General features: G+C 59.3%; 18 protein-coding genes. 10 read left to right on the top strand and 8 right to left on the bottom strand.

Annotation, left to right across the window (positions count from 1 at the left end; genetic code table 11):
• Nucleotides 1-49: 49 nt before the first annotated feature.
• The 3 genes from HY308_05690 to HY308_05680 form a co-directional block, all read right to left on the bottom strand.
• On the bottom strand, nt 50-841 hold the full coding sequence (locus HY308_05690; GenBank protein MBI3897777.1) for a glutamate racemase: 792 nt from the start codon (nt 839-841) through the stop codon (nt 50-52).
• Nucleotides 842-1,034: 193 nt separating this feature from the next.
• Complete coding sequence (locus HY308_05685; GenBank protein ID MBI3897776.1) at nt 1,035-1,763, bottom strand: heme-binding protein; 729 nt, start codon at nt 1,761-1,763, stop codon at nt 1,035-1,037.
• A 42-nt stretch (nt 1,764-1,805) separates the two neighbouring features.
• Complete coding sequence (locus HY308_05680) at nt 1,806-2,507, bottom strand: hypothetical protein (GenBank protein MBI3897775.1); 702 nt, start codon at nt 2,505-2,507, stop codon at nt 1,806-1,808.
• A gap of 124 nt (nt 2,508-2,631) precedes the next feature.
• On the opposite strand from HY308_05680, the gene HY308_05675 reads away from it, so the two are divergent.
• Entirely contained in the window at nt 2,632-3,807 is a 1,176-nt protein-coding gene (locus HY308_05675; GenBank protein MBI3897774.1) for an MFS transporter, read from the top strand.
• Nucleotides 3,808-3,851: 44 nt separating this feature from the next.
• On the opposite strand, the gene HY308_05670 is transcribed toward HY308_05675, so the two are convergent.
• Nucleotides 3,852-5,114 (bottom strand): carboxypeptidase regulatory-like domain-containing protein, encoded by a 1,263-nt coding sequence (locus tag HY308_05670; GenBank protein ID MBI3897773.1) that lies wholly within the window; start codon nt 5,112-5,114, stop codon nt 3,852-3,854.
• Between the two features lie 354 nt (nt 5,115-5,468).
• On the opposite strand from HY308_05670, the gene HY308_05665 reads away from it, so the two are divergent.
• Nucleotides 5,469-6,167 (top strand): response regulator transcription factor, encoded by a 699-nt coding sequence (locus tag HY308_05665; GenBank protein ID MBI3897772.1) that lies wholly within the window; start codon nt 5,469-5,471, stop codon nt 6,165-6,167.
• An 85-nt stretch (nt 6,168-6,252) separates the two neighbouring features.
• A complete protein-coding gene (locus HY308_05660; GenBank protein MBI3897771.1) occupies nt 6,253-8,280 on the top strand; it encodes a TonB-dependent receptor in 2,028 nt (675 codons plus the stop codon).
• A gap of 6 nt (nt 8,281-8,286) precedes the next feature.
• On the opposite strand, the gene HY308_05655 is transcribed toward HY308_05660, so the two are convergent.
• On the bottom strand, nt 8,287-10,215 hold the full coding sequence (locus HY308_05655; protein ID MBI3897770.1) for a response regulator: 1,929 nt from the start codon (nt 10,213-10,215) through the stop codon (nt 8,287-8,289).
• Nucleotides 10,212-11,141, bottom strand: a complete 930-nt coding sequence (locus HY308_05650; GenBank protein MBI3897769.1) for a hypothetical protein — start codon at nt 11,139-11,141, stop codon at nt 10,212-10,214. Before HY308_05650 ends, HY308_05655 begins: the two co-directional genes overlap by 4 nt.
• Nucleotides 11,142-11,407: 266 nt before the next feature.
• Between HY308_05650 and HY308_05645 the strand changes: the two genes are divergently transcribed.
• Nucleotides 11,408-12,598, top strand: a complete 1,191-nt coding sequence (locus tag HY308_05645; GenBank protein ID MBI3897768.1) for a class I SAM-dependent rRNA methyltransferase — start codon at nt 11,408-11,410, stop codon at nt 12,596-12,598.
• A gap of 68 nt (nt 12,599-12,666) precedes the next feature.
• Here HY308_05645 and HY308_05640 read toward each other — a convergent pair whose 3' ends face one another.
• Together HY308_05640 and HY308_05635 are read right to left on the bottom strand one after the other, a co-directional pair.
• Nucleotides 12,667-13,374 (bottom strand): hypothetical protein, encoded by a 708-nt coding sequence (locus tag HY308_05640; GenBank protein ID MBI3897767.1) that lies wholly within the window; start codon nt 13,372-13,374, stop codon nt 12,667-12,669.
• Nucleotides 13,371-13,934: a sigma-70 family RNA polymerase sigma factor gene (locus tag HY308_05635; protein MBI3897766.1), complete on the bottom strand. Its 564-nt coding sequence runs from the start codon at nt 13,932-13,934 to the stop codon at nt 13,371-13,373. The genes HY308_05640 and HY308_05635 overlap by 4 nt, the downstream gene beginning before the upstream one ends.
• Before the next feature lie 307 nt (nt 13,935-14,241).
• Between HY308_05635 and HY308_05630 the strand changes: the two genes are divergently transcribed.
• The 6 genes from HY308_05630 to HY308_05605 all read left to right on the top strand — a co-directional run bounded on the left by HY308_05630 (nt 14,242) and on the right by HY308_05605 (nt 26,030).
• Nucleotides 14,242-16,689, top strand: coding sequence for a hypothetical protein (locus HY308_05630; GenBank protein ID MBI3897765.1), 2,448 nt, complete (start codon nt 14,242-14,244; stop codon nt 16,687-16,689).
• A 682-nt stretch (nt 16,690-17,371) separates the two neighbouring features.
• Complete coding sequence (locus HY308_05625) at nt 17,372-19,729, top strand: cytochrome c (protein ID MBI3897764.1); 2,358 nt, start codon at nt 17,372-17,374, stop codon at nt 19,727-19,729.
• A gap of 178 nt (nt 19,730-19,907) precedes the next feature.
• Nucleotides 19,908-20,765 carry a hypothetical protein gene (locus HY308_05620; GenBank protein MBI3897763.1) on the top strand — a complete coding sequence of 286 codons (858 nt, stop codon included), beginning with the start codon at nt 19,908-19,910 and terminating at the stop codon, nt 20,763-20,765.
• 111 nt (nt 20,766-20,876) lie between these two features.
• Nucleotides 20,877-22,769, top strand: a complete 1,893-nt coding sequence (locus HY308_05615) for a hypothetical protein (GenBank protein ID MBI3897762.1) — start codon at nt 20,877-20,879, stop codon at nt 22,767-22,769.
• 145 nt (nt 22,770-22,914) lie between these two features.
• The gene (locus tag HY308_05610; GenBank protein MBI3897761.1) at nt 22,915-24,426 is read left to right on the top strand and encodes a c-type cytochrome; all 1,512 of its coding nucleotides are present in this window, start codon (nt 22,915-22,917) and stop codon (nt 24,424-24,426) included.
• A 137-nt stretch (nt 24,427-24,563) separates the two neighbouring features.
• Nucleotides 24,564-26,030 (top strand): hypothetical protein, encoded by a 1,467-nt coding sequence (locus tag HY308_05605; protein MBI3897760.1) that lies wholly within the window; start codon nt 24,564-24,566, stop codon nt 26,028-26,030.
• Nucleotides 26,031-26,080: the final 50 nt, after the last annotated feature.

Genomic DNA, 26,080 nt, shown 5'->3' with positions numbered 1-26,080 from the left:
AGAGCGATTCCGCGCGCATCCGGCACCACGCTCCGCCATCAATGCCTACCTACGACAACGGCGAAACGTCGACGCTCGATCCCCAAAGCTGGGCGATAACACGGTTGGCGGTTGCGACCGACCCGCTCGTCCAAAACCGTTCACCGCCGTTGGCAACATCGGCCGACAACAAGTCGCTCAGTTGCAACCGCCGCCGTACCTCGCGCGCGACGGCGGAGCTCGGATCGAGGATCGCGATATCGGCGCCGACGATCTCACGCAATAGCGGCGCCAAAAACGGATAGTGCGTGCAACCCAGCACCATGGTATCGGCACCGCGCGCCAACAGCGGTGCCACATAACGCTGTAACAACGCGCGCGTCTTGGCGGTCGCGAGCTCACCGATCTCGACTTGCTCCACTAACCCCGAGCACGGCTGCACCAGAATCTGCGCGTGCTGATTGAATCGTGCGAGCAAACCAGAGAATTTTTCGCTGGACGCGGTGCCAACCGTTGCCAGTACGCCGACGATGCCGGAACTGGTCTTAGCGACTGCCGGTTTGATCGCCGGCTCCATTCCCACAATCGGCACCGTGAAACGCGCACGCAACGCGGCAATAGCCGCACTGGTGGCGGTATTACAAGCGACGACGATCGCCTTGGCATTGTGCGCCAGCAAAAATTCGCTAATGGCGATCGAGCGCTGCTCGATAAAGGCGTTGGATTTATCGCCGTACGGTGCATGCGCCGAATCGGCGACGTACAACACGTCTTCCTGCGGTAACTCGCGCCGAATCTCGCGCAGCACCGACAAGCCGCCGACGCCGGAATCGAATACACCGATGGGTTGGGTGAAGTGCATCGTTAATGGATCGCCAAAACGTCAGATCGTGGTTGCAGATTTCAAACGCGCCAAAATGGCGGAGGCCGCCGCCGACAAGCACGCGCCCTCCATAACGCCTTGCCATTCATAAAACGAGTTTGCGCCATCCGTCCCCTCCCCCGTGTAACGGGGGAGGGTTAGGGTAGGGGTCAAACAGCCTTCTCTTCTTACTTTAATACCCGCTCGCCGCCGCCTCTTGGCCAATGAGCGTGCCATTACGATAGGTATTCACGCACAGCGGATGCGTAAACACGCTGGCGCCGTCGACCGAGGAATACGTAATGTCGTCCACCAACGGACCACCCGGCGGATTGAGGCCGGCAAGAGTCCGCACGCGCTTGGCGATCTCATGATCGGCGCAGGCGGTATCGCCACTGACGCCGAGGCCACCGATGATTTTGCCGTTGCGATAAATCGGTACACCGCCGCCGAAGAAAATCAGACCGCCGGCAATCTGCTGTCTACCGTTCTGACCATTCGGTGCTGCCAGGAATTCCGGATTAAACAGATTCGATTGGCCGAGGCTCGCCAACGAATGTCCCGGCTGCGTCAACGTATAAAGACGCGCGGTCGACAACATGAACGTATCGAGACTAAAAGCGTTGGCGGTATACGCCTTGGCCTTGGCGATCGCTTGACTGCCGGGCCACACCTGCGCCGGATCGCTAGTCGATGTTGCGAAGGCGCAAACCACGCCGGCACGATTCACCACCGCCGCCCACATCAACTTGCCTTCGAACAAGCCGCCGGCTTTACCACCTTCGGAGGGCGCGGTGATCAAATACCCTTTCAATTGCGATGCCGTCGGCAATGCTTGGCAATTGGTATTTCCGCTGGCAGCAAAACCAGGCGCGGCAACAAATGCAAACCATGCGGCAACGACTCTCCGGCGAAGAAACATGCTTATCTCCTAATTGTTGGTCGTAAAAAAAGAACTCGAGTCTTATTCGGGGTAAACGTCTTCATAACTGCAATACGACATGCCCGCCGACCACGGCAGCAATAACAGCCAACCGAGCCCAAACGGCAACGTCGCCGCCAGTGCCAATATGGAATACGCCAGACTAAAAACCAACAGCGGCAATAGGTTCTGGAGACATGCCCGCACGCTGTTGCCCATTGCGGCAGCGGCGCCAAGGCCACGCAATACTACCAGGGGGATTGCGAAGTAAAGCAGAACAATTGCGACAAGATGCACCACGCTCGCCAGCAATAAAACCATCAGTCCATTACGCAGTTGCACCAAGTTGTGTGCCGCCCCGCTATCCATCATTCCCATGATCGATGCACCCATAAATAACGCGACGATGCCAAGACCCACCGCCACTGCAGTTATCTCGACCACACCTAACAGCAGCAACTGCCTTAATACTGCCGAATTAGAAAACCCCCGAAATAAATGTGCCACACGTAATGGCCGACCGCACCGCACTTCATGCGCGCCATACAGCATGCCGGCCCAGAGCACGGGGAAAAATAATGCACCGATGAACAGACCAACGACCGGTAATAACGAGAGGCCGACCAAAATGAGGAGCAGGAGAATGCTGAGCACGATCCATGCGCCGGCATGTGCCGCGACAATTCGCCAACCATAGAAAAGCCAAGCGATAGCACGACTCACCGCGACAGCCCTCGGAATCATTATCGTCTCCTTGATGTCGCGCCTGCTGGCGGCGGATACCCCACGTATAATGCGGCGAGCCGCGGCAATCAACATGCAGGAAGCAGCCACGGCGGCAACAATATACTCGAGGACGCCTAACGACATGCAACCGCTATCACTCGCTGTTCGCCCCCTACCCCGCACCGTCGTCGTACTCGCTTTCGTCAGTTTGTTAAATGATATGGCGAGCGAGATGGTAACGCCGCTGATGCCGTTGCTGCTCGCGAGCGTGCTCGGCGCCGGGCCGCTGGCGCTCGGGTTGATCGAAGGCGTGGCCGATGCGGTATCGAATTTGCTGAAACTTTGGGCCGGACGCCATTCCGATCGTGCGGGGCAACGACGCAAGCCGTACGTGATGCTCGGTTACCTGCTGTCGAATAGCGTACGTCCGCTCATTAGTCTTTCCGGCAGTTGGTTGACCGTGCTGACCCTCCGCGCCAGCGACCGTATCGGCAAAGGTGTACGGACGGCGCCGCGCGATGCATTGATTGCCGACGCGATCGACGACGATCAGGTCGGACGTGCCTACGGTTTTGCCCGCGCCCTCGACCATACGGGTGCGGTGCTCGGTGCACTGTTGGCGGCTGCCGTCGTTTATTGGGGCACCGCTCGGCTCGACGTCGTTATCGCCCTATCGGCTATTCCCGGAGTATTGACCGTGGCACTCATCGCCCTCGGCGTAAAAGAACCGGCGCGATCAACCACCCCACCGACGCCACTCACTCCGCTCAAGTGGTCGATGCTCAGCACACCGGCGCGGCGTTACTTAGCGATCATGGCGCTGTTCACGCTCGGAAAAATTCCCGAGACATTCTTGTTGTTGCGGGGTCATCAGCTCGGCATGAGCGTCGTTGAGTTACTGCTATTGTGGGCAGCGATGCACGTCATCAAGGCGGTTATTTCGGAACAGGCCGGGCGTCACACCGACCGTGTCGGCCGCCGGCCGTTGATCCTCACCGGCTGGCTCGTGTACACCGTTACCTTGTTCGCGCTCAGCTTTGTGCATCAACCAATGATGTTGTGGGCGTGGAGCTTGATGCTCGGTTTTTACTTCGGCCTTACCGAAGGTGCCGAACGCGCCTTGGTCCGCGATCTCGCGCCACCGGCCGAACGCGGCACCGCGTTTGGCTGGTTTCATATGCTGGTTGGTTTGGCGACGATTCCGGGGGGCTTGCTGCTTGGCGGCTTGTGGGCAATGTTCAGTGCCAACGTTGCGTTTCTCACCTCTAGCGCGCTAGCGCTGCTCGCTTGCGCCGGCTTCTGGCGTTGGGTGCGCTAATACCAGCGCGTGCCGATCGCACGCGCTGACACCAGTCCGCCGGACTATTCGACGATTTCGAAGATGAGATATTGCAGGATTCGCTCTTGCGCCAGAAAGTGCGTGTGCGGCGAGCCAGAGGTGTGATACGACGAAAACAGCACTTTGCCGGCACCGACGGTAAAGTTGAGCGTCAATGGCTTAACCCCCGATGTGGTCTCGGTAAGCGTCGGGCCGGAGTACCAAGAAACGTTGCCTTCCGTCCAAAACTTGACGTTCGCACCGGCATGCGCGCCATTGATAACCGCCCAACCACCGAGAAAGTCCTCGACGTGCACTGTGCCATCGCCATTTACGCAATTGCTAGCGTTCGGTCCACACGTTACTGACAATCCTAACCAGCCACTCAGCGAGACATCGAGCACGCTGGCATTGGTCGTAATGCCCTCCTTCCCCAACTCGGCCGCCGACAAATGTTCCGGCGCACCCGCCGCCACCTCGTCGCTGCCAGCGAAGTCGACAAACTCCGGAAACGGCTGTTCGATAAAATCGTAGGAAAGATCGGTGGCATAGATTCGCCCGCCGTCGATCACGTACTGACGCAGACGGGCACGCACATCGGCGCTAGCCAACGAGTCTTCGTAGTCGGTACCACAATTGATAACGATCAGATCGTATTTCTTCAGCTCGCCGATGTCGGCTAGCAATACATCGAATTTCCGATAGCTCGTGGGCAACAGATCGCCGGTACCGCTGTACAGCGTGAACCGTTCGGTGCCGAGCATGAGTCGACCATTCGCATCGACGGTACCCAGTCCCAGCTTGGCAAAGACGTCCTCCATACGATCATAAGCACCGGTGACGATGGCGATCCGTGGAACTTGTGCGCCGTCGGTCTCGGCATTCGGCAACGTCGACTGCTCCTTCGATAACGCTACCGTTCCGTCGGTCGCGACCGTCACTACGATGGTTTTCTTGAATAACCCCTTGGCGATAACCAGCGTGGTACTGCCGGACACTAGCCCTGACAACTGGAACGTGCCGTCCGGTCCGGTACACGTTTTGACCACATAAGCGACACCCGGCTCTTCGCAATTGGACGCCGCCCGAGAAAACGGCCGCAACGCCTTGTCCGCTTGCGGCTGGTAGACCAAGGCATTGGCGATCGGGTCAGTGCCGTTAGGGGCATAAACCGTCCCGCTGACTGTGCCATGCGGCGTCGATTCGTCGCCGCCGCCGTTACCGCCGCCGCCGCAACCGGCCAGCATCGCGAACAACGACAAACAAAAACTCCGGACCAGCGTGGAGCTAGAAAAAGTAATAGGCATTGTTATCCTCCCCTTCGCGCAATGTTCTGTGACAAATTTGGTTTTGGTATCGACAGCGGACGCATAATACATAAGTACTTTCGTATTAGGCGTAGGTTCTAACGCATTTCGGCACCAAAGTGCCTATCGACAACGAGATTTGAAAACAGCGAGCGACTATAGTTGGCGCCCGACGGGTCGTTCCTTCGGCAACTTGTTTTCCAGTTAATTTCAGGCGACAGTGGCGCGCATTCGTAGGTAGCATCCACGCGCCTCGCAAAGGACGGCGATGATACTTTTGGTAGGGAAAGCGACAACAGCCACGGGTCCGGCGGATCGCTGTCGCCGATGGCACTGCTGGATTTTGTACTCTCGATGAAAATCCTCGTTGTTGACGATCATCCGCTCGTGCGCGATGCCTTGCGGGACCACTTGCAAGAGCTCGAGCGCGGCGCCGAAGTATTCGAGGCGCGTAGCACTGCCGACGCCTTGAGCATCGCCGACCAGCATCCCGACATGGAGCTGGTACTGTTGGATCTGAATTTGCCCGACGCCAACGGCTTCTCGGCGCTGACAACCCTGCGCGAGCGGCACCCGGCTATCCCGGTCGTTGTGCTGTCGGCCCACGATCAGCGGCAGACAGTGCTCGACGCACTCGACAAAGGCGCGATGGGATTCGTTCCGAAGACGGCGACCACCCAGGTGATGTTGAGCGCCTTGCGACTGGTGTTGTCGGGCGGTATCTACTTACCGACCGAGGTGCTGAACTCGGCGTCGACGTCGACCGAACCGTTAATGTCGATTAATACATTCGCGCGCGAACGCACCAAGACCGCATCCGATCTCGGACTAACGCAGCGACAGGCGCAGATCCTGGCGCTGCTCGTGCAAGGTAAACCGAACAAGATCATCTCGCGCGAGCTCGGGCTCGCGGAAAGCACCGTCAAGATTCACATCACTGCCATCTTGCGGGCACTTAACGTAACCAATCGCGTACAGGCGGTCATCGCCGTCGGCCGCCTTGGCCTGCAACTCGACACTATCGGCGCAGCCAAAAGCATCAATACGCATTAAAACGCCATGCATGTCGGCGGTCGGCTGCGTATTGATCCGTTCGCCCGCAGGTAGCGGGCAATAAGGGTGAGTAAGAAAATTAAGAATGGAACCACAGCAAACAGCGCTAACCCGTCGCCGGCGGCAAATTCTCTGTTCGTTAGCTCCCGTAGTACTTTTACTGTCGCTGTTGGTACAAGCAGCGGATGCGGAGACATCGGCAACACCGGAATTATCGGAAGATGCATTCATCGGCGAATTGCCGATCGTCCTCACAGCGACGCGCCTCGCGCAACCAAAATCGGAAACGCCGGCGGCGATAACGGTCATCGATCGCGACATGATCCGGGCATCCGGTGCTCGTCAGATCCCAGAGCTGTTCCGATTCGTCCCAGGTTTTCAAATCGGCTATTCCAACGGCCATCTGCCGACCGTGACGTATCACGGATTGAGCGACGAGAATTCGCGCCGCATGCAAGTCTTGATCGACGGCCGCTCGATCTACAGCCCGCTGTTCGGCGGTGTATTCTGGTACGAGCTGCCGTTGGCAGTCGACGACATCGAACGTATCGAAGTCATCCGCGGCCCCAACGCCGCGACTTACGGCGCCAACGCGGTGCACGGCGTCATCAACATCATTACCCGCCATCCATCGCAAGACGTGGGCTCGTTCGTCAAGATCAACGATGGCGGCCACGACATTTTCGACGGCACTGTCCGCTATGGCACGTCCGGCCCGAACCACCATACGCGCGTGACCGCCGGCTACCGCGCCGACGACGGCATCGACGGGCGCCCGGATACCAGTCGGGTACCGTTCGTGAACGCGCGTTCCGATCTACTACTCGACAACCACGACAGCCTGGAGCTGCAATTCGGCGCCAGCGAGGCGCGTGCTGAGAACGGCATCTCTAACGATACCGTCAGTACGCCGCGCGACACCGAGGCGAATACGAGTTACCAATTGCTGCGCTGGAGCCGCCGACTCGCGGCCGACCAAGAGCTCGCGATCCAGCTGTTTCACAACTACCGCAAATACGACGACAACTTTTTAGCGCAACCGCTGAATCTCGGGCCGCCAATCGGCATCGTCCGCGTGCCGGTGTCGTTCGATTCATTCGAAGAACGATACGACCTCGAGCTGCAACACACCCTGCAACCGTTCGACGATTGGCGCTTGGTCTGGGGCGCCGGTACGCGCCTCGATCGCGTACGTTCGCAAACGTGGTTCAACACCGGCGACACCATCGAAAATCACTTGCATCGTTTCTTCGCTAACGCCGAGTGGCATGCACTCCCGCAAACTTTCATCAACGCCGGCGCCATGGTCGAGAAAACGGATTTGACCGATACCGAAGTTTCGCCGCGGTTGGCGTTGAATCACCACCTGACACCACAACATACGCTGCGACTCGCGGCGTCCAAGGCGGCGCGTACGCCGGTATTGCTTGAAGTGCGCGGCGATGAGAAATTTTTCTACAACGGTCTGCTGTTGGAACACAATATCGACGGCAATGAAAACTTAGCGTCCGAGTCGATGGAATCGTACGAAGCGGGTTACCTCGGGCAGCTACTGGCCAATCGATTGCTGATCGACGTGCGCATTTACCGCGACCGGTTGCATCACATGATCACCGAGTACGTCGTACCCGCCGCCGACCCGGAAGGTCAAGCCTTCAGTTTTCGCAACGAAGGCGATGTCATCGTCGACGGCATCGACACCCAAATCGATTGGCATGTCGACACGAAGACGCGCCTATCCGTCGGCCTCGCCTACATGGACGCCGACAGTAGCGTCATCGGCGCTGACGCCGTGCGCAATCAGACAAATCGCGCCTCGTCCGTACCGCGGCATACCATCAGCCTACTGGCATCGCACCAGCTAGCCGACGCCTGGTCCGGCAGTGTTGCGTATTATCGAGTCGACGACATGCTGTGGATGGGCGACGGCGACCAAATCGAAGACTACGCGCGCGTGGATCTACGGCTGGCACATCAACTGCGCTGTAACGAATTGCGTGGCGAACTGGCGCTGGTCGTACAAAACGCACTGGACAACGAATATGTCGATTTCCGGGAGGAGAACATCATTGGCCGGCGCGTGTTCGTCTCGTTCAGCGCGCAGCTGCATTGATTGCAATTAGGCCGGCGCGCGCGCCAGCAAGTGCAACGTCAACGCCCGCAACTTCGCCGGCCGCAACGGCTTATATAGCAACGGATAACCGCTCTCCTGCGCGGCGCGCAACACCTCAGCCGAGGTATCGGCACTGACGAGGATGGTGCAGATGTCGGCTGAGACGCTCTGGCGAATATGATCGAGCACGTGAATTCCGGTCTCGGCGCTCGATAGCCGGTAGTCGCAAATCACCAGTTGCGGCAACCGTTCGCGTGCCGCCGACAAATACCACTTGGCCTCGGCGCCGGAACGAGCGGCAAACACGCTGCAACCCCAGCTTTCCAACAACGCTTTCGTCGCAAGCAGCGCCGACGCATCGTCATCGACCACCAACACTAACAGTCCTTCCAATTCGCGGCCGACCGCCGTCGCCGCCACCGGCGTCGTACGGTCGTCCGCCTTGCCGAGCGTGAGCGGAACTTCGACGACGAATACCGAACCCTGTCCGGGAGCCGAATGCAGACTAATACTGTGTCCGAGTAACCGCGCCAAGCGATCGACAATAGCGAGGCCGAGGCCGAGACCTCGCTCCGCCGATAGCTGGCTGCCGGCGACTTGGTAGAACTCGTCGAAGATGTGCTGTTGTTGATTCTCCGGGATGCCGATACCGGTATCCCATACTTCGATACGCAACTTATCGCCGCGGCGTCGACAGCCGAGCAAGATTTTTCCCTGAACGGTATAACGCACCGCATTAGCGACCAGATTAAGCAGAATACGCTCGAGTAATACCGAATCGCTACGCACCACCGCGCTACACGGCACCGTGCGAAAATCGATTCCTTTATTATCCGCCGCGGCGGCGTAGTGCATCTCCATCGCCGCGATCAGCTTGTACACCGGAACGTCGGTCACGTTCGGGGTGATCGCGCCGGCGTCCAGTTTGGAAATATTCAGCAAGGCATCGAGCAGGTCTTGCATCGCTACCACCGAACGCTCGATTTGTTGCACCGTGCGCCGCGTCGATTCCGCCAGCGGTTTCTCCGACAGGCTGGCAACAAATAGGCCGAGCGCATGCAGTGGTTGCCGCAAATCGTGGCTGGCAGCGGCGAGGAATCGCGACTTGGCGCGATTGGCGCGCTCCGCTTCTTCCTTCTTCTGCTCCAATTGCGCGGTCGCGTCGGCGATGCGGCGCTCGAGATCGGCGTGCGCCGACTTGAGCGCCGCCGCCATAGCATTGACGCCGTCTTCGAGCCCCCGGACAACACCGCCGGAATCGGGCGTCACGCGCGCGTCGAGGTCACCGTCGGCGATTTTTTGTACCGCGCGTGTGAGCTTGTCCATCGGCCGCGACACGTTGCGACCCATGCGCACCGCCAACAAGACATTCGCGACCAGTATCAAAAACGTAATCACTAACGTATCGAACACGACTTGCGCGCGTTGCGCCGCCAACACCGAGCGCGACATGGCCACGTATACGCGACCGATCACTTTCGGCTCGGTCGCACTCGGGGCCGATGCGGCTTCGCTGAAGAAATCCTCCAGCTCGATCCGGCTTTGCTGAATCGGTGCGCTCGATACGAATCGATTGCCGTCGTCGGCGTCGCTCTGCATGGGGACAGTGGCGTCATGGTGCATCGGTGGAATGACGGAATCACTGCTACTGGCGAGCACCTTGTCATCGGCATCGCGGATTGTCACCGCGGTAACATCCGGTTCTTTGGCGACCGCTGCCACCAAGCGGTCGAGCACTTCACGGTTACCGGTAAAGACACCGAATTCAGCCGCCGGCGCCAACTGCCGAGCGATGGCGAGACTACGGTCGGCCAGCGCACCTTCGAGATCAGCGAAGCGCGACCGCGCAAAATAGATACTCAACAACAATGCGATCGACAACGACGGCACGACGGCGACCATTAGCACACGCATATTGATGTTCCAGCGCTTCACGGTTTCGCCCTCGCCTTGAGCTTAGCGGCGATCGCATCGCTGGTGCCCACGTCGATCTCGAGCGAATGCGCCACCCGCTGGTTAACGTCGACTTGAAAGTAATCCGGATATTGCGGCGGCGGTAACACCACCGACGATGGCGTGGAACGCCGGAGGATGTCGGTCACTTGCTGGGCGATCTGAACCGGCGTGCTGTGGACCGCCGCCAGTGCCCCGGCGCGTACATACGCAGGCGAGAAACCGATGACCGGCACGCGATAACGATACGCCGTGAACAGCACGCTCTGAATCGTGTGCGGTGAAGACACCAGTGAGTCCGGCAGCGACAACAATACATCGGACTGACTCAGCACGTTCTCTAACGCCGGAAACAATTCAGCCTCGCTATTGATGCGTACCGCATTGAGTTCGAGACCCCGGAGCCGTGCCTCTATCTGTAACGGCTCCAACAAGCTTTGCGAGTCGGCACCGACGATGACGCCGATACGCTTTTTCGTCGGCATCACCGAACGAATCAGGTCGAGCTGGCGCGCAATCGGTTGATCGAGATAAACGGCGGAGAACGCCGACGGTTCGCTTTTGCCCTTTTGGACACGAGCGATCTTGTCGAAACTGGCCTTGGGAATTAACGCCGCTAACACCGGCGCATGTACGTCCATGGCGGCGGCGGTATTGACCGCCTTCAGACCGACAGCGACGACGACATCCGAATTTGCGCCTTCGAGCTGGGTCGCTGCCGATAGCGGTAGCACGCGCACGTGGCCGCCGGCCTGACCGAGACCGGCGGCGATGCCGTCGGCAAGCTCAGTATAAGGAGCCGAATCGTTACTGAGGATGACGATGACATCCAGCGGGGCCGAAAAAGCCGGCGCGGCAGCCACCAATCCCAGCAGCAACCACCAAGCTCGGGCGAACTTAGCCTTCATGCGTTCTTAGCCGGCCTCGGCCTGCTCGTCTATCAGTGCGTTTAGTCATGGGAGTGGAGCGGACGCACGAGAGTCCCTGCGCCAGCCAGGCAAATAATGGTCGTTGGTAAGGCGGGAAACAATCGTACTGCGGTACTAGACCGCGTTTTTCGCCGACTCGACGCTGGAATACCTAGATTCGTGTGTGATTAAACAAGCTATGGATGGACTTTTCGAACAAAGTCTTAATACTACGACTTCTTTTTGCATCGTCGAATCGAAAAATTATGTCGCTTGCCCCACTACGCCTTAACAAAAACGAAGATCGCCGTCTGCGCGCCGGACATGTATGGGTTTTTAGCAACGAAGTCGATAACCGCGCAACGCCGATCAATCAGTTTGAACCGGGCCAACCGGTGGTGATCGAGGACAGCCATGGTCGCCCGCTCGGCACCGGCTACGTCAATCCGCACGCGCTGATCTGCGCGCGCCTGATCGCCCGCGATGATCATGTACTCGACCAATCGCTGCTGGTGCACCGCCTCAACATTGCCTTGTCGCTGCGCAGCCGGCTATACGACCAACCGTACTATCGCCTCGCCTTCGGCGACAGCGATGCCCTGCCGGGACTCGTGGTCGACCGCTATGACGACGTGCTGGTAGCGCAAATCACCACCGCCGGCATGGAACGGGTGAAAGACGAGATCGCCGCGGCATTGCAGAAAGTGCTGCGGCCGAAGGCGCTGCTGTTTCGTAACGATACCTCGACGCGCGAGCTTGAAGGCCTGCCGTCGTATGTCGAAACCGCCTTCGGCGAAGTTCCGGAGCTCGTCACCGTCGAAGAAAACGGCGTGCGCTTCGAGGCCGGGCCGACAACCGGACAAAAGACCGGCTGGTTCTACGACCAACGTCCCAATCGCACGCGACTGCGCTCGTACGTACGCGGCTTGCGCGTGCTCGATCTGTTCAGTTATCTCGGCGGCTGGGGCGTGCAGGCGGCGGTCGCCGGCGCCGAGTCGGTGGTGTGTATCGACAGCTCGGCCAGGGCGATCGACGGCATCAGCCGCAACGCCGCACTGAACGGCGTCAGCGAACGTGTCAGCGCGCAACGCGCCGATGTGTTCGAGGCATTAAAAAATTTACGCGCCGAACGCGAACGCTTCGACGTGGTCGTACTCGACCCGCCGGCGTTCATTAAACGTAAAAAGGATATTAAGGAAGGGATGCTGGCGTATCAGCGCGTCAATCAGATGGCGATGCAAGTGCTCGCCAAAGACGGCGTCCTGGTGTCGTGCTCGTGCTCGTATCACATGGCGCGCGAGTCGTTGCTCGATGTGCTGCTCAAAACCAGCCGCCACGTCGATCGTTTTCTCGAAATCGTTGAGCAGGGACATCAGGGCCCGGATCATCCGATGCATCCGGCGATCGCCGAAACCGCCTATCTCAAGGCGTTCTTCGCCCGCGTGCTACCGAACTAGACCGTCGCAACGACGTCAACGGCACTTCCCTCCCCCGCCCTAGCGGGGTGAGTTAAAACAAGGCTTACTTAAAGACTTTTCAAATTGATACAAAGCCCCGAATAAATCACCGCACCGGTGGGAACCGTCGACGCCACCTCAATCGGCTCGGCGGTAGCGATCAATGACTCGGCGCCCTTTACGAATTGCCAACCTGCTTGCGTCAGTGCTGTCTGTTGCGCATCAGCTGACGTCAGCCGCGCCAGCCGTCGTACAACCCCCGTGCCGCGCTCGACCGCCCAAATCTGCAGCACTCGCCCGGGCGGTATCGTCACCGACGCTAACGGTTCAACGGTCAGTCGCCACGGATTCACATGCGCCATAACAACGACTGCCGGCTGCTCGGCCTGGTCGGCCAACACCGCGACATACCGTGGACCAAGCGGCGCCGATACTCGCTCGATCGGCATGCCGAAATAAATCGTCAACGCGATTAACAAGGCTGCAGCGGTCGCGCCGAATGGCCGCCAAAAGTCGAGCCGCTCCCACCAGCGGAGTTCCGTCGCACCCGCCCGCAAGCGTGCCCGCAGTTGCCGCAACACTCGGCGCGGCGGCGGTACCTCAGTGATTTCTTGCGCCAATGGCGCCAACCGTTCTTGCCACTGCGTTACCCGCCGGCGCAGTGCCGGATCACGCCGCAACAACGTTTCGAACCGCGCCCGCGCGGCGCCGCGCAATGCACCGAGCACATACTCGCCGGCCAACAATTCCTGCAATGCCGGATCGTCGTATTTCATGCGCCGAGACACTCGCGTAACCGCAACAACCCGCGCCGCACCCAGGTCTTCACCGTGCCAAGCGGCAAGCCTTGCCGCTGCGCGACTTCGATCGGACTAAACCCCTCGTGATGAACTAACAACAAGCAACGCCGTTGGGCCTCCGCCAGTCCGTCTAGACAACGGTGCAACCGTTCCAGCTCGGCGCTGAGGACTTGCGCGGGTTGATCGGATTCGTCCAGTAATTCTTGCTCGACCAGATGCTCGTGACGAAGAGCGCGGTATTCAGAACGGCGCAGAAAATCGAGCGCCTGATTGCGGGCAATGTTGATCATCCAAGTCATCGGCGCGCCGCGGCTTAGGTTGTAGCTGCCGGCATGGCGCCAAATATTCATATACCCCTCTTGCAGCACTTCTTCCGCCCAATGGCGTGTCTTCAATATACGCAGGACGACGCCAAAGAGTTTCGCCGACGTGGCTCGATAGAGCGCGACAAACGCCGCTTCGTCGCCGAGCGCGCATCGGCCGATCCATTCGGCCAAACGGGCGGAGCCATCGGTGGAATTAGTGTTGTTATTCACACGCCCTCACGTGCGGGCTGGGGAAACCCACCGAGGATGATAGCGCAATCACTCATTAACGATGCATAAACGCCACCGCGGCACGTTTCCGTAAACAACACTAAATTTTTCCGCGGCTTCTCCCGCCCGGAACCCGTCACGCCGTTGTCGGGTTTCCGCCTTGGTGCGCCCGATTTTCTACCGTTCGTACTCTCATAAAACACCGTCCATCCTTTCCTGAGCCTAGGGCACACGTATTGCACATTGGAGACGTCGATGTGCTTTGGGTGATTTCTTTTTTTCAATCGTTTAAGCGAAGGAGGAGTAAATGAATCGAGTACCTAAGCAATGGTGGCTATACCCCGTGCTTGCAGCCGGGTTGGCCGCCTGTAACCACAGCGGCAGCAGCAGCAGCGAATCGAGCGATTCCGTTAGCGGCCTGCAGATCGCCAGCACGATGAGCGTCGTCACAGCGCAGGACGAAGACAGCTCATCGCATTTGCGCGGCATGCGCAGCACGACCGCGCGGGCGGTGCAGGATCCGCTGCCGAGCGGCGAGTACGCGAGCGACGAGCAGCACGTCTACGTCTGGGACGAATCGATGGACTCGCTGTCGACGGTCAACGAAATCCTGTGCTATTTCGGCCAGCTCAAGACTGATGAGATGGTGAACCAAGGCGCCTACATCGCACTGGTCGACGAGAACAAGTGCCGGCAAGGCCAGAACCAAAGCAGCTCCGGCTCGACCGGACAGTCAAGCACCGGCACGACGACCAGCTACGAAACGTGGACTGTGTTATCGACACGTGCGAGTGCTGATGCACCGCAAATCGTGAAAGTCTGGGTGCCTGGCGCTGACAGCGCCAACCCTGAAGACGCCTCGACGATCCTCGCCCAAATCACCATCACCGAAGGCACCAGCGCGACCAAGCCGTACGGTAGCTTCGTGCTGAACTTCAAAGGGGTGATCGACAGCGGCGTGCTGCAAGGCGGCGCCGAAAGCGGAACGCTCGTCGAGATGATGAACGGAACGCTGCAAACCGTCGACAACGCCGACGACAAGCCGCAGTTTAAATTCATCATGCTCAACGGCGGCGAGTTGTTACCGGGCCAGAATCTGGCGTTTGGCTCGAAGGAAGCGGCGAACGTCATCCTCGATGACGCTTCCGGCACTTCCGGCCACGCCCGCGCGATGCGCAGCGAGACCGGCGACTTCGACGGACCGGGACCGATGGGCGTCGTGACCGAGACCAAGAACTTCGCGGTCGACTTCAACGCATCGTTAATGATGCGCGCGAAGGACACCAACAACGACAACAGCCCGGAGGCGCAACGTTGCTTGAGCCGCACCGACTTCAACACCCAGGTGTGGCGCTACAACGTGTACAACGCGGCGACGGGTGCAAGCGTGACACTCAACTCGGGCTTTCCGTTCACGTATAACGGCAAGTTCGGTCACGTCGGCTATTGGGGCGTGTGGTACGAAGGCGGGACACTGCCGGATGGCACGACCATCTCGCAGATGGACTTCAGCAGCGACACCACCACGAACTACACGGTGAACGTTGCGCCGGGCAAGCTCGTCAAGCGTACCGCTAACACCTTGACCTTGGCCGAGATGGCGGGTGAGGAGATGTTCTACTGGGGATCGCTCGACAACTACGCCACGTTCGGTCAGTACGTCGTCGTCGTCGATACCACCAACGCCTACGGCTTCGGCGCCAACAAGTTCGTTGCGACGGGTAGCGTTACCTTCGGCGACACCGGTCCGAGCAGCGAGGATCTGGGCACGCCGGTGGATGTCACGCCCGCGAGCCACATGATGATCGGGCTCTGGTCCGATGCGTTGGGTGGATCGGTGAACTACCTCGGCGGCGACTCGACGGTGACGTTCTACGCGCAGGAGTTCGTGTCGCCGAGCGATTCGATCTTCGGCTCCGATAGCTCGACGCAAGTCACGCTCTACTGCTATCAACGTTGCTTAAAGGGCGGCTTGACGACGATCGCCGGACTGACCAGCGAAAATGATCTGTATTACGCTGACATAACCAACCCGGGCGATTCGTATGCCTACAAGGCATATGTGAGCAGCGGCAAGCTGCTGGTGAAGGATCATCTCGGCAACGTCGTCGACTTCAGCGCGCTCGACATCAGCTCACTTGGGCATAGCTGGGGCATCAACACCAACGAGATGGTGACCACGGCCGTGTCGAATCCGTGGGAAGTGTACGGCGCCAGCTCGTCGTATCACTGGGAAACCGGCTCCAACAACTGGAACCAGATGGTGACGGTGCAGAAGGTATCAGACGGCACGTTCGCGACCTTCGACAAGCCACTGCACTTCACCTACACCTTCGCGACCGGCGACAACCGCAATCCGAGCGATGCCACGGCGGTCGCGTACGAGGGCAAGAAGTTCTTGCTGCAGTACGAAGGCGAGGGTCAGCTGTTCGGCTTCCCGTGGATCCAGGATTCGAACAATGCGAACCGCTGGCACACGGCGATCACCCTCAAGGACGGCGTGATCATCAACGACGGCACCAGGGACTACATCGTGAAGGCCATCGAGATGGAGCAGAGCATGCTGCTGTCGAACACGAGCAATAGCGCTGACGTCTCCGCCTGCAGCAACGCGGGTCTCGCCGCCGGCGATCTGTTCACCGACAGCACACTCACGCTGCCGACATCGGCGGATATCGGTACCGTAAGCCACACCTTAGCTCAAAAGCCCGATGTGACCGATGCTCCGGCGGTCATCGGCGGTGTATTGCAGTAGTTAAAGAGTTGTTCCTCCCCTGAGCGATTTGCCCCGTCCGCAAGGACGGGGCTTTTTTTTGTCGCATCTGCCGTTAGTAAGCGTCGTGACAATTTTGCTACAGCGAATTCTACCGGGATGCCATCACAAATTAGTTCTGCTTGGTTGCTCGGCGTTAAGCAAAGCTGGGCCAAAAGCAAGTGCGGGATAACGCGCACCACGCTACCTAGGGAGGGAGAGCAAGGGCACGCTTGTATCGATCGAATGCGGCCCTATCAATTCATGGGAAGAACTCAGCGTGAAAGCATCGACCGGCGCGGAACTTCCTGGCGGGTATTTATTGTGCGGCTATTTGGGTTTGGTTGGTTTAATTGGTGACACGCCCTAGCTACTACTCCCGCCGACCTTGCAACTCGACTTTTTGGCTAGTCCTCAGACTTATTGCGGGGGCTAATTTTTTCTAATACATTCACCGCGGACATTGGACGTCCATACTCACAGGACCCAGGACGTACGGATTCGAACTCATCGCGAACAGGGAGGGACCATGAAGCCTGCCTATTACACTGCCGTCTTAGGCGCTGCGTTATCCATCTTCGCCGCCATCATCGCCCCCTCCGCTAACGCCGACTCAATCACCGCCAACGGCGCCGGCTCCGCCGCCGGTTATGACGAGCGTGGCTTTTATGCCGGTGCTAATGGTCTGAACGATTCCGAACGCGTCGGCCGCGAAATCTGGTACAAAGCGACCGCCGGCAATGCCCGCTTTCATTCGTACACGATGCCGCAGCGACTCGGCGTTTATATCGATTGGTATCGTGTGCTGAATGCCGGCGAGCGCGATGATCGCTTCCGCGCCTGGGGCACGATGAATGATCCGTCGTGCTGTATACCCGGCAAACCCGGCTGTCCGGCGAAGAGCCTCGACCAGACCTACGGTCTCGAATGGTGTCCGGGCGACGAAGAGCTGCTGAAGTTCGTCGGCAAAGAAGGCTATCGCGATCCGGCGTGCAGCCTGACCGACACCGCCGTCGATCTAAGCGATACCCATGGGCCGAAAGATCAACGGCAATCGGCGTGCGATCTCGCTTTCGGCACCTCGACCGGCGTTCTCGGCCTGCGCAAATTCCCGAACCCGCGCTTCAACGCCGCGACCTGGAAGAAACTGAACGGCAGCTTCGCCAGTTGGAACGGCTGGCGCCAGCGCTTACCGCGGCAAAGCCCCGGCGGGAAACTGAGTCAGACAAGCGACGACTCGGTCGAGCCGCCGTTCTTAATAGGTCAAGCATGCGGCCTGTGTCACATCTCGTTCGATCCGCTCAATCCGCCCAAAAACCCGTCCCAGCCGAAGTGGGAAAATTTGAAGGGCGGCATCGGCAATCAATATATCCGTGTGTCGGAGTTGCTCGGCTCCGGCATGCCGACCAACAGTCTCGAATGGCAAATGTTCGCGCACGCGCGTCCGGGCACGACCGACACCTCGGCGATCCCCAGCGACCAAACGAACAACCCGGGCACGATCAACGCCATTATCAATCTCAAACAACGGCCGATCTTCGCCAACGAGAAAGTTATTAAGTGGCGCAAAGTGCAGTTATGCGCCAAGGATGCGCCGGCCGGCAGCTGCTGGTGCGAACCCGGCCGCGACAACAAGTGCTGGCAACGTGGCGAAAGAGAAGAAGCGGTAAACCACATCCTCAAAGGCGGCGAAGACAGCATCGGTGCGCCGGAAGCGGTGCAACGCGTCTACTTTAATATTGGCTCGTGCTCCGAGCAGTGCTGGGTGAACCATCTCACCGATCTGCGTCAGCTCGACCCGCAGGCGCGCAACTTCGGCCAAACGCCGTTCAACATTGGTCAGTGCCGCCGTGATTGCCCGAACTTTCGCGCGATCGAAGATCGGCTGCCCAACATCGTCAGCTTCCTGATGTCAAAGGAGAACAACGCCACCGACTTGTTCGTCGCCCGCAAAAACGAACGCAAGCAACGCAACGCCGGCGCCAACTACGGTTACGACGACCTGGTCGCCGATCTCGAAAAAGAATTCGGCAAAGGTGCCGTCGGCCGCGGCCACGACGTGTTCGCGCAGAACTGTGCGCGTTGCCATTCGAGCATTCCGGAAAATGTCGGCGGTCCGTTCAAGAATCGCGATTTCCGCGCGCTCGATCCGCAAACCGGTCTGCGCGCCGATTGGATGGGTAACGACGGCGCCACCAAAGTCAGCGAAGTCGGCACTTACCGTTGCCGCGCGCTGCATGCGAACCACATGACCGGCCACATTTATCAAGAGTACGGCTCGGAAACATTGCGGGCGCGACCATCTGATCCGAACGTGCGCGAGGACGCCAGCGGCGGTCGCGGCTACTACCGCAACATCTCGTTACTGAGTGTTTGGGCACACGCGCCATTGATGCACAACAACGCCATGGGTCCGGAAATCTGTGGCAAGCCGGCGAACAAGGCGAACGATTTCGATCGGCCGCGTTATATCGACGCCGACGGCAAGATGCTGCCGCCAAATCAACAGCCGGCATGCTGGGCCTACGATCCGAGCGTCGACGGCCGTTTCAAGCTATATAAGGAATCGATGCATCAATTGCTGAACCCGCAAGCACGCAAAACCAAGGCGACGCTATTCAACGAAGAAGTAAACATCGCCTTCGGACCGAAACTGTGGGACGGCGACGCCGAGCGCGAGCTGCTCGGCCTGACGCTGACGATTCCGGCCGGCACTAAGGCCAGCGGCCTCGGCAACTTCCTACACAAACGTTTCATCGGCGATCTCGTGATCGCGCGGTTGCGCCCAGCGGAGCTGCAGACACAGTTGGTACAACAATACGGCGACAAGGAAGGCAAAGAGCTAACCGCGTTGCTACAGCGTACCGCCAACGAAGTAATGAAGAATCCAACTAAGTTGGTCGACATCATTAAGCGCGAGCACAAGTTGCTGGAGATTTACAGCAGTTGCACCGACACCATCGAGAACGGCGGCCACACCTTCGGGCAAGATCTGCCCGACGCCGATAAGAAGGCGCTGACCGCCTTTCTCGCAACTCTATAAAAATGATTTTCCTCCGACGTCCCCTCCCCCTCAGGGGGAGGGTAAAGGGTGGGGATGGGTTCAAACGAAGGGGGCCGAGCCTAAGCAAAGCCCCAACCCACCCCCACCCTCGGTCCCTCCCCCTGAAGGGGAGGGATGTATTGCCCAGCTATTTAGGAGATCCATCGTGAAAACACGCATGGCTGTATTGACCGTCACCCTCGCCGTTGCCGCTGTCGGCGCCTGCAACCGCCATGAGAAACTCGATATCGCCTTTGCGCCCTACGGCGACGGTTACTCCGCAAAACCCGACTTCGCCGAAATCGAACATCAATACCCGCTGTCGCTGAAAGATCTCGAGAAGATCACCCCCGAGAATCTCGCCGTGCTCGATCAAGAACAGGTTGATCAAATCTACGCGCGCCTAACCGCCGGACCGATTCCGGACGGCGCGTTCGACGGTAACTTGTTCTTTCCGAAAGGTACCAGCGGCGAGCGCCGCTTGACCGAAATCATCGGCGGCATCGCCGGTCGGGTCGTTGAATTCAAAGCGAGCAAACTCGAAACCATCGGCCGCACGCTATGGAAGGGCAAGGTGTTCTACCGCAACGATCGCTTGCTGCGTAACCGCATCGACGATCTGACGCTAATCAAACCGCTGATTCAGGGCGATACCAGTACGCTCGACACGATCACAGTCAACGGTAAGACCGCGTGGCTGTTGTTCCCGGCCAAGCTTTACTGCGGTCAAAGCCTGCTCGACGCACGCCGCGAGTCGATCATCATCGACTACGCCTACAGTGAAGAGTTACCCGGCTACCGCGAGCGCCCGGATTTTCTCGCCGGTCGTCACGGCCTCATGATCCGCGACGAGATCCGCATGATCCATCCCGGTTTCTATCTCGGCCGCGCTTACGCCGGCAAAGTGTTCTTGTTGAACTTCACGCTGTATAACAAAGAAATCGCCGATCGCGACGGTCCGGCGTTCGCGAAATCCGGACAAGTGGCGGAGGATTGCTGGCGCGGCACGCAGCGGGCGACCGTCGCCGCGAAGTAACGTCGATTTGTGCCGCCCTCCTCATCGAGGATTGGGTGAGCGGCGAATGACCAACGTCATCCCCATCTGCGTGGGGATGACGCCAGATCGGTGCAGCGGAGCTTCCGCTAAATGAAAGGAAGCATCCAACGAACGTACTGGATCGGCATTATTGCCGTCGCCGCGATCGCCATTGGAGCGACTATTGTCGTGCGCTATTTCGCCAAACCAGTGCCACCAGCATCCGCTACCGATAGCACACCGTTACCGACGTGGGCCGTTGTACCGCACATCGCCGGCACCGATCTGCCGCCGGCCGGGCGCTCGCTGTTCGATGTTATCGCCAGCAACAACGTCGATCGCCAATCGGCCTACGACATTCCGTTCCCGCTCAGCGCTCTGCTCAAGCGCATCGAAAATAAAACCGGCTGTCGGCCGGCGGCGATTTCGAGCGCCTCGTCTTGTCTCAAAGCCGTATTGATCCCGCTCGGGCGATCGCTGCAGCGCACTACCGCTGCACCGGACTTCTTTACCTATCCGCGAGTCGTGGTGGCGGTAACCGGCGAGCCGTTGAACAGCGATCTACTGCGACCGCTGCTGAAAGACCGGCTCTATCTTGGCTATCACGAACACGCCGAGCTGATCGAAGTCATTAGCTATAACGAAACGGCCGGCCGCTTCGAATTCCAATTGGTGAAAGATTACCGCGCCGGCGGCAGGCCGCGCCTGGTCTACGCCAACCGCCGCATCTGCACCAGCTGTCATCAAAATCAGGCGCCAATCTTCTCGCGGCCGCTGTGGGACGAGACCAATGCCAACACCGCTGTCGCCGCGCGTTTGCACGAGCAACATCGAGATTTCTACGGCATCGATATCGATCGCGGCGTCGACATACCGAACGCCATCGACGACGCCACCGACCGCGCCAATCGCTACGCCGCCGCGCAAAAACTTTGGAGCGAGGGCTGTGACGCCGAACCAACGCGGGCGATTCGTTGCCGCGCGGCGCTGTTGCAAGCGGCGTTGCAGTACCGCCTAAACGACGGGCGCGGATTCGATGCCGATACCGACCGCTGGCGCGCGGCGGCACCGCTGATACGCCAGAACGCCGCTTTGCGCTGGACCTACGGCCTTGCCATCGCCGACCCCGACATCCCCAACCGCGATCCGTTGCAACGGCCGTATCGCGACGCCGAGTTGCCGGCGGGCCTGCCGCTGGCACATGTAGCGGCGCGGTTTGAGCCGTTGTTGCCGCGCCCGCCGATCGCCATATGGCGACCGGCGCAAATCGATTTCGCCAAACAGGCAGTGATTGAGCTGGCGGCGTTTCTCGCCGAAGCCGACGTGCGTCGGTTGCGGCGACGGCTAAACGGTTTACGCATACAATGGCAGGCGCTCGACGACAACCCGTTTAGCGATGCCACGGCGATCGCGCAAGCGATCGATCAGCTCATCACCGCCACGGAGAACGACGCCACGGACGCGCTCACCGAAAAACCCTTCCGACGCCTAATCGTTGTGCCGGCATTGCTCGCTCGCTTAGGCGTCGATTATCGCCCGTGCTGCCAGAGTGACTTGGCGTTGCCTACCGCTCAAACCGACGACGTCGGTATCGACGCCGCGGCGGACATCGCGCAGATGAGTCGCGAAGTGAAACGGTTCTATCCGTATTGCGCCAGTTGCCATCAAACCCACGAGCGCTCGCCACCGAACTTTCTCTACGGCAACGCCGAGCAAGTGGCGGCCAACATCCGCCACTGCGCCGCGCGTATTTATTTTCGCCTGAACATGTGGCAACTCGCTGCATCGACCCGGCCGAAAACGCCGATGCCGCCGCGCACGGCGTTGGATCGTTTGCGACTGGCGCCGGAACATTGGAGCGCGAGCGAAGACTTTGCGGCAATCAACAACTATGTCGCTCAGCTGCTGCGCGCCGATCAAGGTGCGGTGCCCAGTGTCGAACAAATGACGCTAACCGATTACGAAACGCTTAGGCCATGCACCACCAATGAAACGTTGCACTGAGTCCCCTCCCCCTCAGGGGGAGGGCTAGGGTGGGGGTAGGTTTGGTAACAGCAGCGTAACCCACCCCCACCCTCAGTCCCTCCCCTTGAGGGGGAGGACGGGAGTGGCACGTGCTGTGCACAAATTGTTTACCTGGAGAAAAAGCATGAACAAGCGCATCAAGTTTCCCTCCGACCGCCCGATCGCACCGTGGCGGCGGCGTTTTCTGACTCTGCTCGCGCTTGTGCTCATCATCGTTCTCGTACCGCTGATCTATCTCGCCGCTCGTTTCCTGCCTGACCGACCAGTCACATACGCCAATATCGAAGACCATTTCAAATACGGCTCAACCGGCGGCGAACGCGAATCCGGTTTTCCCTACTGGATCTGGCGGGCGTTGCCGCAAGTGTGCGCCTCGCACCTGCCCGATAACGGCGCACCGCGCAGCTACGAAGCGTTCGGCCTGGTGTACGAGCCGGGCAAAGATTTGCCGATCGGTGTCATGCAACGCCGCCACTTGGGCATCGACCGCGTATTTCTCAACTGTGCCGTATGCCATCACAGCACCGTGCGTGACAAACCCGACGCCGAGCCGCGCGTGTACCTCGGTATGCCGGCCGCGCGGCTCGACCTCATGGCGTTCGAACGGTTCATGTTCAACTGCGCCGCCGACGAACGCTTCCGTGCCGAATACATCGTACCGGAGGTCGAGCGACTGGCCGGTGGGCTCAATGCGTTCGATCGTTACGTCGTTTATCCGGTCGCCATCGGCCTGATGCGCGAACGCTTGTTGATGCTGAAAGGCCGACTCAACATCACGCTCAACGGCGTCGAGTGGGGCCCAGGACGGGTCGACACGTTCAACGCTGCCAAGATCCTGTTCAACATTCCGCTCGATCGGTTACCGGAGCACGAGCTGCACGGTGCCGCGGATTTCCCATCGGTTTGGAATCAGCGATCGCGCCAAGGCATGCAGTTACATTGGGACGGCAACAACACCAAAGTTGAAGAGCGTAACAAAAGCGCTGCCTTCGGCACCGGTACGACGCCGGCGACGCTCGACATCGATGCCATCGGCCGTCTGGAAGAATGGATGCGCGATGTCAAAGCGCCGCCGTATCCGTATCCCATTAATAAAGATCTCGCCGGCCGCGGCGCGGCGCTGTACAAGCAATATTGCGTAAGTTGCCACGGCGCAAACGGTCAGGACTTCACCGGCGATAAGGTCGGCCAGGTGACGCCGATCGCCGAGATCGGCACCGATCGCGGCCGTTTGGATTCGTATACCTACGAGCTCGCGGTCAACCAGGGCACGCTCTACGCCGGTTACCCGTGGCGTTTCCAAAACTTCCGCAAGACCTACGGCTACACCAACATGCCGCTCGACGGCATTTGGCTGCGTGGGCCGTACCTGCACAACGGCTCGGTGCCGACACTGCGCGATCTACTCGAAGTGTCGTGGCGACGACCGCGCGTGTTCTATCGCGGCAACGATCTGTACGATCCGATCAAAGTCGGCTTCGTCAGCACGCTCGCCGAAGAGAAAGGCCGCAAATATTTCCGTTACGACACGAGTCTGCCGAGCAACGGCAATCTAGGCCATGAAGGCAAAGCCTACGGCACGTCGCTGCCGCCGGCCGACAAAGACGCGATCGTCGAATACATGAAGACGTTCTAACAAATCGCATCAGCGAACCTACTCCCCCTCTCCCTCCGGGAGAGGGATGGGGTGAGGGATGTAACGGATCGGTACGTCCCTCACCCCTTCCCCTCTCCCGGAGGGAGAGGGGAAATAGAAAGTGGAAGGAGAAAAACATGAACACGAAAAAATCATCAAACAAACGAAAATTTGTCGCTGCCTTGACCGTGCTGCTGATCCTCGGCGCCATCGGCGGCTACGTCGGCTGGTACAAGTTCTTCCGCGCCGAACCACAGCCGGACTGGGTGACGGCAACGTCGGAGATGCGCTTTAAGTACGGTTCCATCGGCGCCGAGTACGACGCCGGCATTCCGTACTGGATTTTCTACGTATTGCCGCGCATGTTCCCGGACAAGTTGCCCGGCCCCGGCGGTTACGCCTCGTTTGGCGTTGCCTGGGAGCAAGGTCAGGAGTTGCCGGTCGGCTTCACCAAAAAAGTCATCGGCTTCCCGCGCGTCGCCAATAACTGCGCCGCTTGCCATACCACGAGCTATCGCAAGAATGCCGACGAGAACCCAACTTTCGTCGTCGCCGGTCCGAATCACACGCTCAACCTCGAAGCATTCTTCCGCTTCTTGGTCGATTGCGCCAAGGATCCGCGCTTCAACGCCGACTCGCTGATGCGCGAAATCAATTTAGTCACCGAGTTATCGTGGCTCGACAAAACGATTTACCGTTTTGTCCTCATTCCGATCACGAAAAAGCAATTGCTCGAACGCGAAAAGCAATTCGCTTGGATCTACCGTAAAGACTTTCCCGAATGGGGTCGTGGGCGCGACGACGCCTTCAATCTCACCAAGTACTTCATGATCAACGTGCCGATGGATAACTCCATCGGCCCGACCGACATGCCGTCGGTGTGGAACCTGAAGAAGTACCGGCCGGAGCAAGGCAATCTCATGAATTTCGGCGGCGACAGCCACGATGCGCGCTCGGTCATCATCGATTCGGCACTCGGCCTGCTCGGTGCCAAACCGCATGACACGGACGATTTCCTCGGTCATGTCGCCTGGCTGGAAAAATATCTCGGCGAGATCAAAGCACCGCCGTATCCGTTTCCGATCGATCAAGCCAAGCTGAAGGCCGGCCGCGCCGTGTACGAAGGGTATTGCGTCCGCTGCCACGAGAGCGACCGCACCGGCACGCGCATTCCGGTTGAAGAAGTCGGCACCGATCGTGAGCGTCTCGCCACATGGAGCAAGGCCGCCGCGATTGAAGCCAATCGTGTCGTCAGCAACTTCGGCATCCAACGCAAAGGCCTGGTCGAGAACGAGCCGAGCGGCTACGTCGCCGCCTTCCTCGACGGCATCTGGCTGCGGGCACCGTACCTGCACAACGGCTCGGTGCCGACGTTACGCGACTTACTGAAGCCGGTCGCCGAACGGCCCAAGATCTTTTATCGCGGCTACGATCTGTACGATCCGGCGAACGTCGGTTTCGTTATCGACAGTGTCGAAGCACAACGCGTCGGCAGCAAGTTCGACGTACACGAGCGCGCCAGCGGCAATCAGGGGCACGAGTATGGTGTGTTCTTACCGACGAAGGAAAAGGACGCGCTGCTCGAATATTTGAAAACGCTGTAGTTAGCGGCGCGGGTGGGCAACTATGGGTTGCCCACCCGCGCCGACCAAAT

This window comes from Gammaproteobacteria bacterium (genome assembly GCA_016199745.1).
In the GTDB taxonomy this organism is placed as follows: Bacteria; Pseudomonadota; Gammaproteobacteria; order Acidiferrobacterales; family Sulfurifustaceae; genus JACQFZ01.
The sequence above is the reverse complement of the archived record's forward strand: the minus strand, read 5'-3'. Positions and strand labels throughout refer to the sequence as shown.

What these genes read in the sequence shown, in the direction of transcription:
- HY308_05690 (MBI3897777.1), bottom strand. Translation starts at nt 841, where the DNA reads ATGCACTTCACCCAACCCATCGGTGTATTCGATTCCGGCGTCGGCGGC.
- HY308_05685 (MBI3897776.1), bottom strand. Translation starts at nt 1,763, where the DNA reads ATGTTTCTTCGCCGGAGAGTCGTTGCCGCATGGTTTGCATTTGTTGCC.
- HY308_05680 (MBI3897775.1), bottom strand. Translation starts at nt 2,507, where the DNA reads ATGATTCCGAGGGCTGTCGCGGTGAGTCGTGCTATCGCTTGGCTTTTC.
- HY308_05675 (MBI3897774.1), top strand. Translation starts at nt 2,632, where the DNA reads ATGCAACCGCTATCACTCGCTGTTCGCCCCCTACCCCGCACCGTCGTC.
- HY308_05670 (MBI3897773.1), bottom strand. Translation starts at nt 5,114, where the DNA reads ATGCCTATTACTTTTTCTAGCTCCACGCTGGTCCGGAGTTTTTGTTTG.
- HY308_05665 (MBI3897772.1), top strand. Translation starts at nt 5,469, where the DNA reads ATGAAAATCCTCGTTGTTGACGATCATCCGCTCGTGCGCGATGCCTTG.
- HY308_05660 (MBI3897771.1), top strand. Translation starts at nt 6,253, where the DNA reads ATGGAACCACAGCAAACAGCGCTAACCCGTCGCCGGCGGCAAATTCTC.
- HY308_05650 (MBI3897769.1), bottom strand. Translation starts at nt 11,141, where the DNA reads ATGAAGGCTAAGTTCGCCCGAGCTTGGTGGTTGCTGCTGGGATTGGTG.
- HY308_05645 (MBI3897768.1), top strand. Translation starts at nt 11,408, where the DNA reads ATGTCGCTTGCCCCACTACGCCTTAACAAAAACGAAGATCGCCGTCTG.
- HY308_05640 (MBI3897767.1), bottom strand. Translation starts at nt 13,374, where the DNA reads ATGAAATACGACGATCCGGCATTGCAGGAATTGTTGGCCGGCGAGTAT.
- HY308_05630 (MBI3897765.1), top strand. Translation starts at nt 14,242, where the DNA reads ATGAATCGAGTACCTAAGCAATGGTGGCTATACCCCGTGCTTGCAGCC.
- HY308_05620 (MBI3897763.1), top strand. Translation starts at nt 19,908, where the DNA reads ATGGCTGTATTGACCGTCACCCTCGCCGTTGCCGCTGTCGGCGCCTGC.
- HY308_05615 (MBI3897762.1), top strand. Translation starts at nt 20,877, where the DNA reads ATGAAAGGAAGCATCCAACGAACGTACTGGATCGGCATTATTGCCGTC.
- HY308_05610 (MBI3897761.1), top strand. Translation starts at nt 22,915, where the DNA reads ATGAACAAGCGCATCAAGTTTCCCTCCGACCGCCCGATCGCACCGTGG.
- HY308_05605 (MBI3897760.1), top strand. Translation starts at nt 24,564, where the DNA reads ATGAACACGAAAAAATCATCAAACAAACGAAAATTTGTCGCTGCCTTG.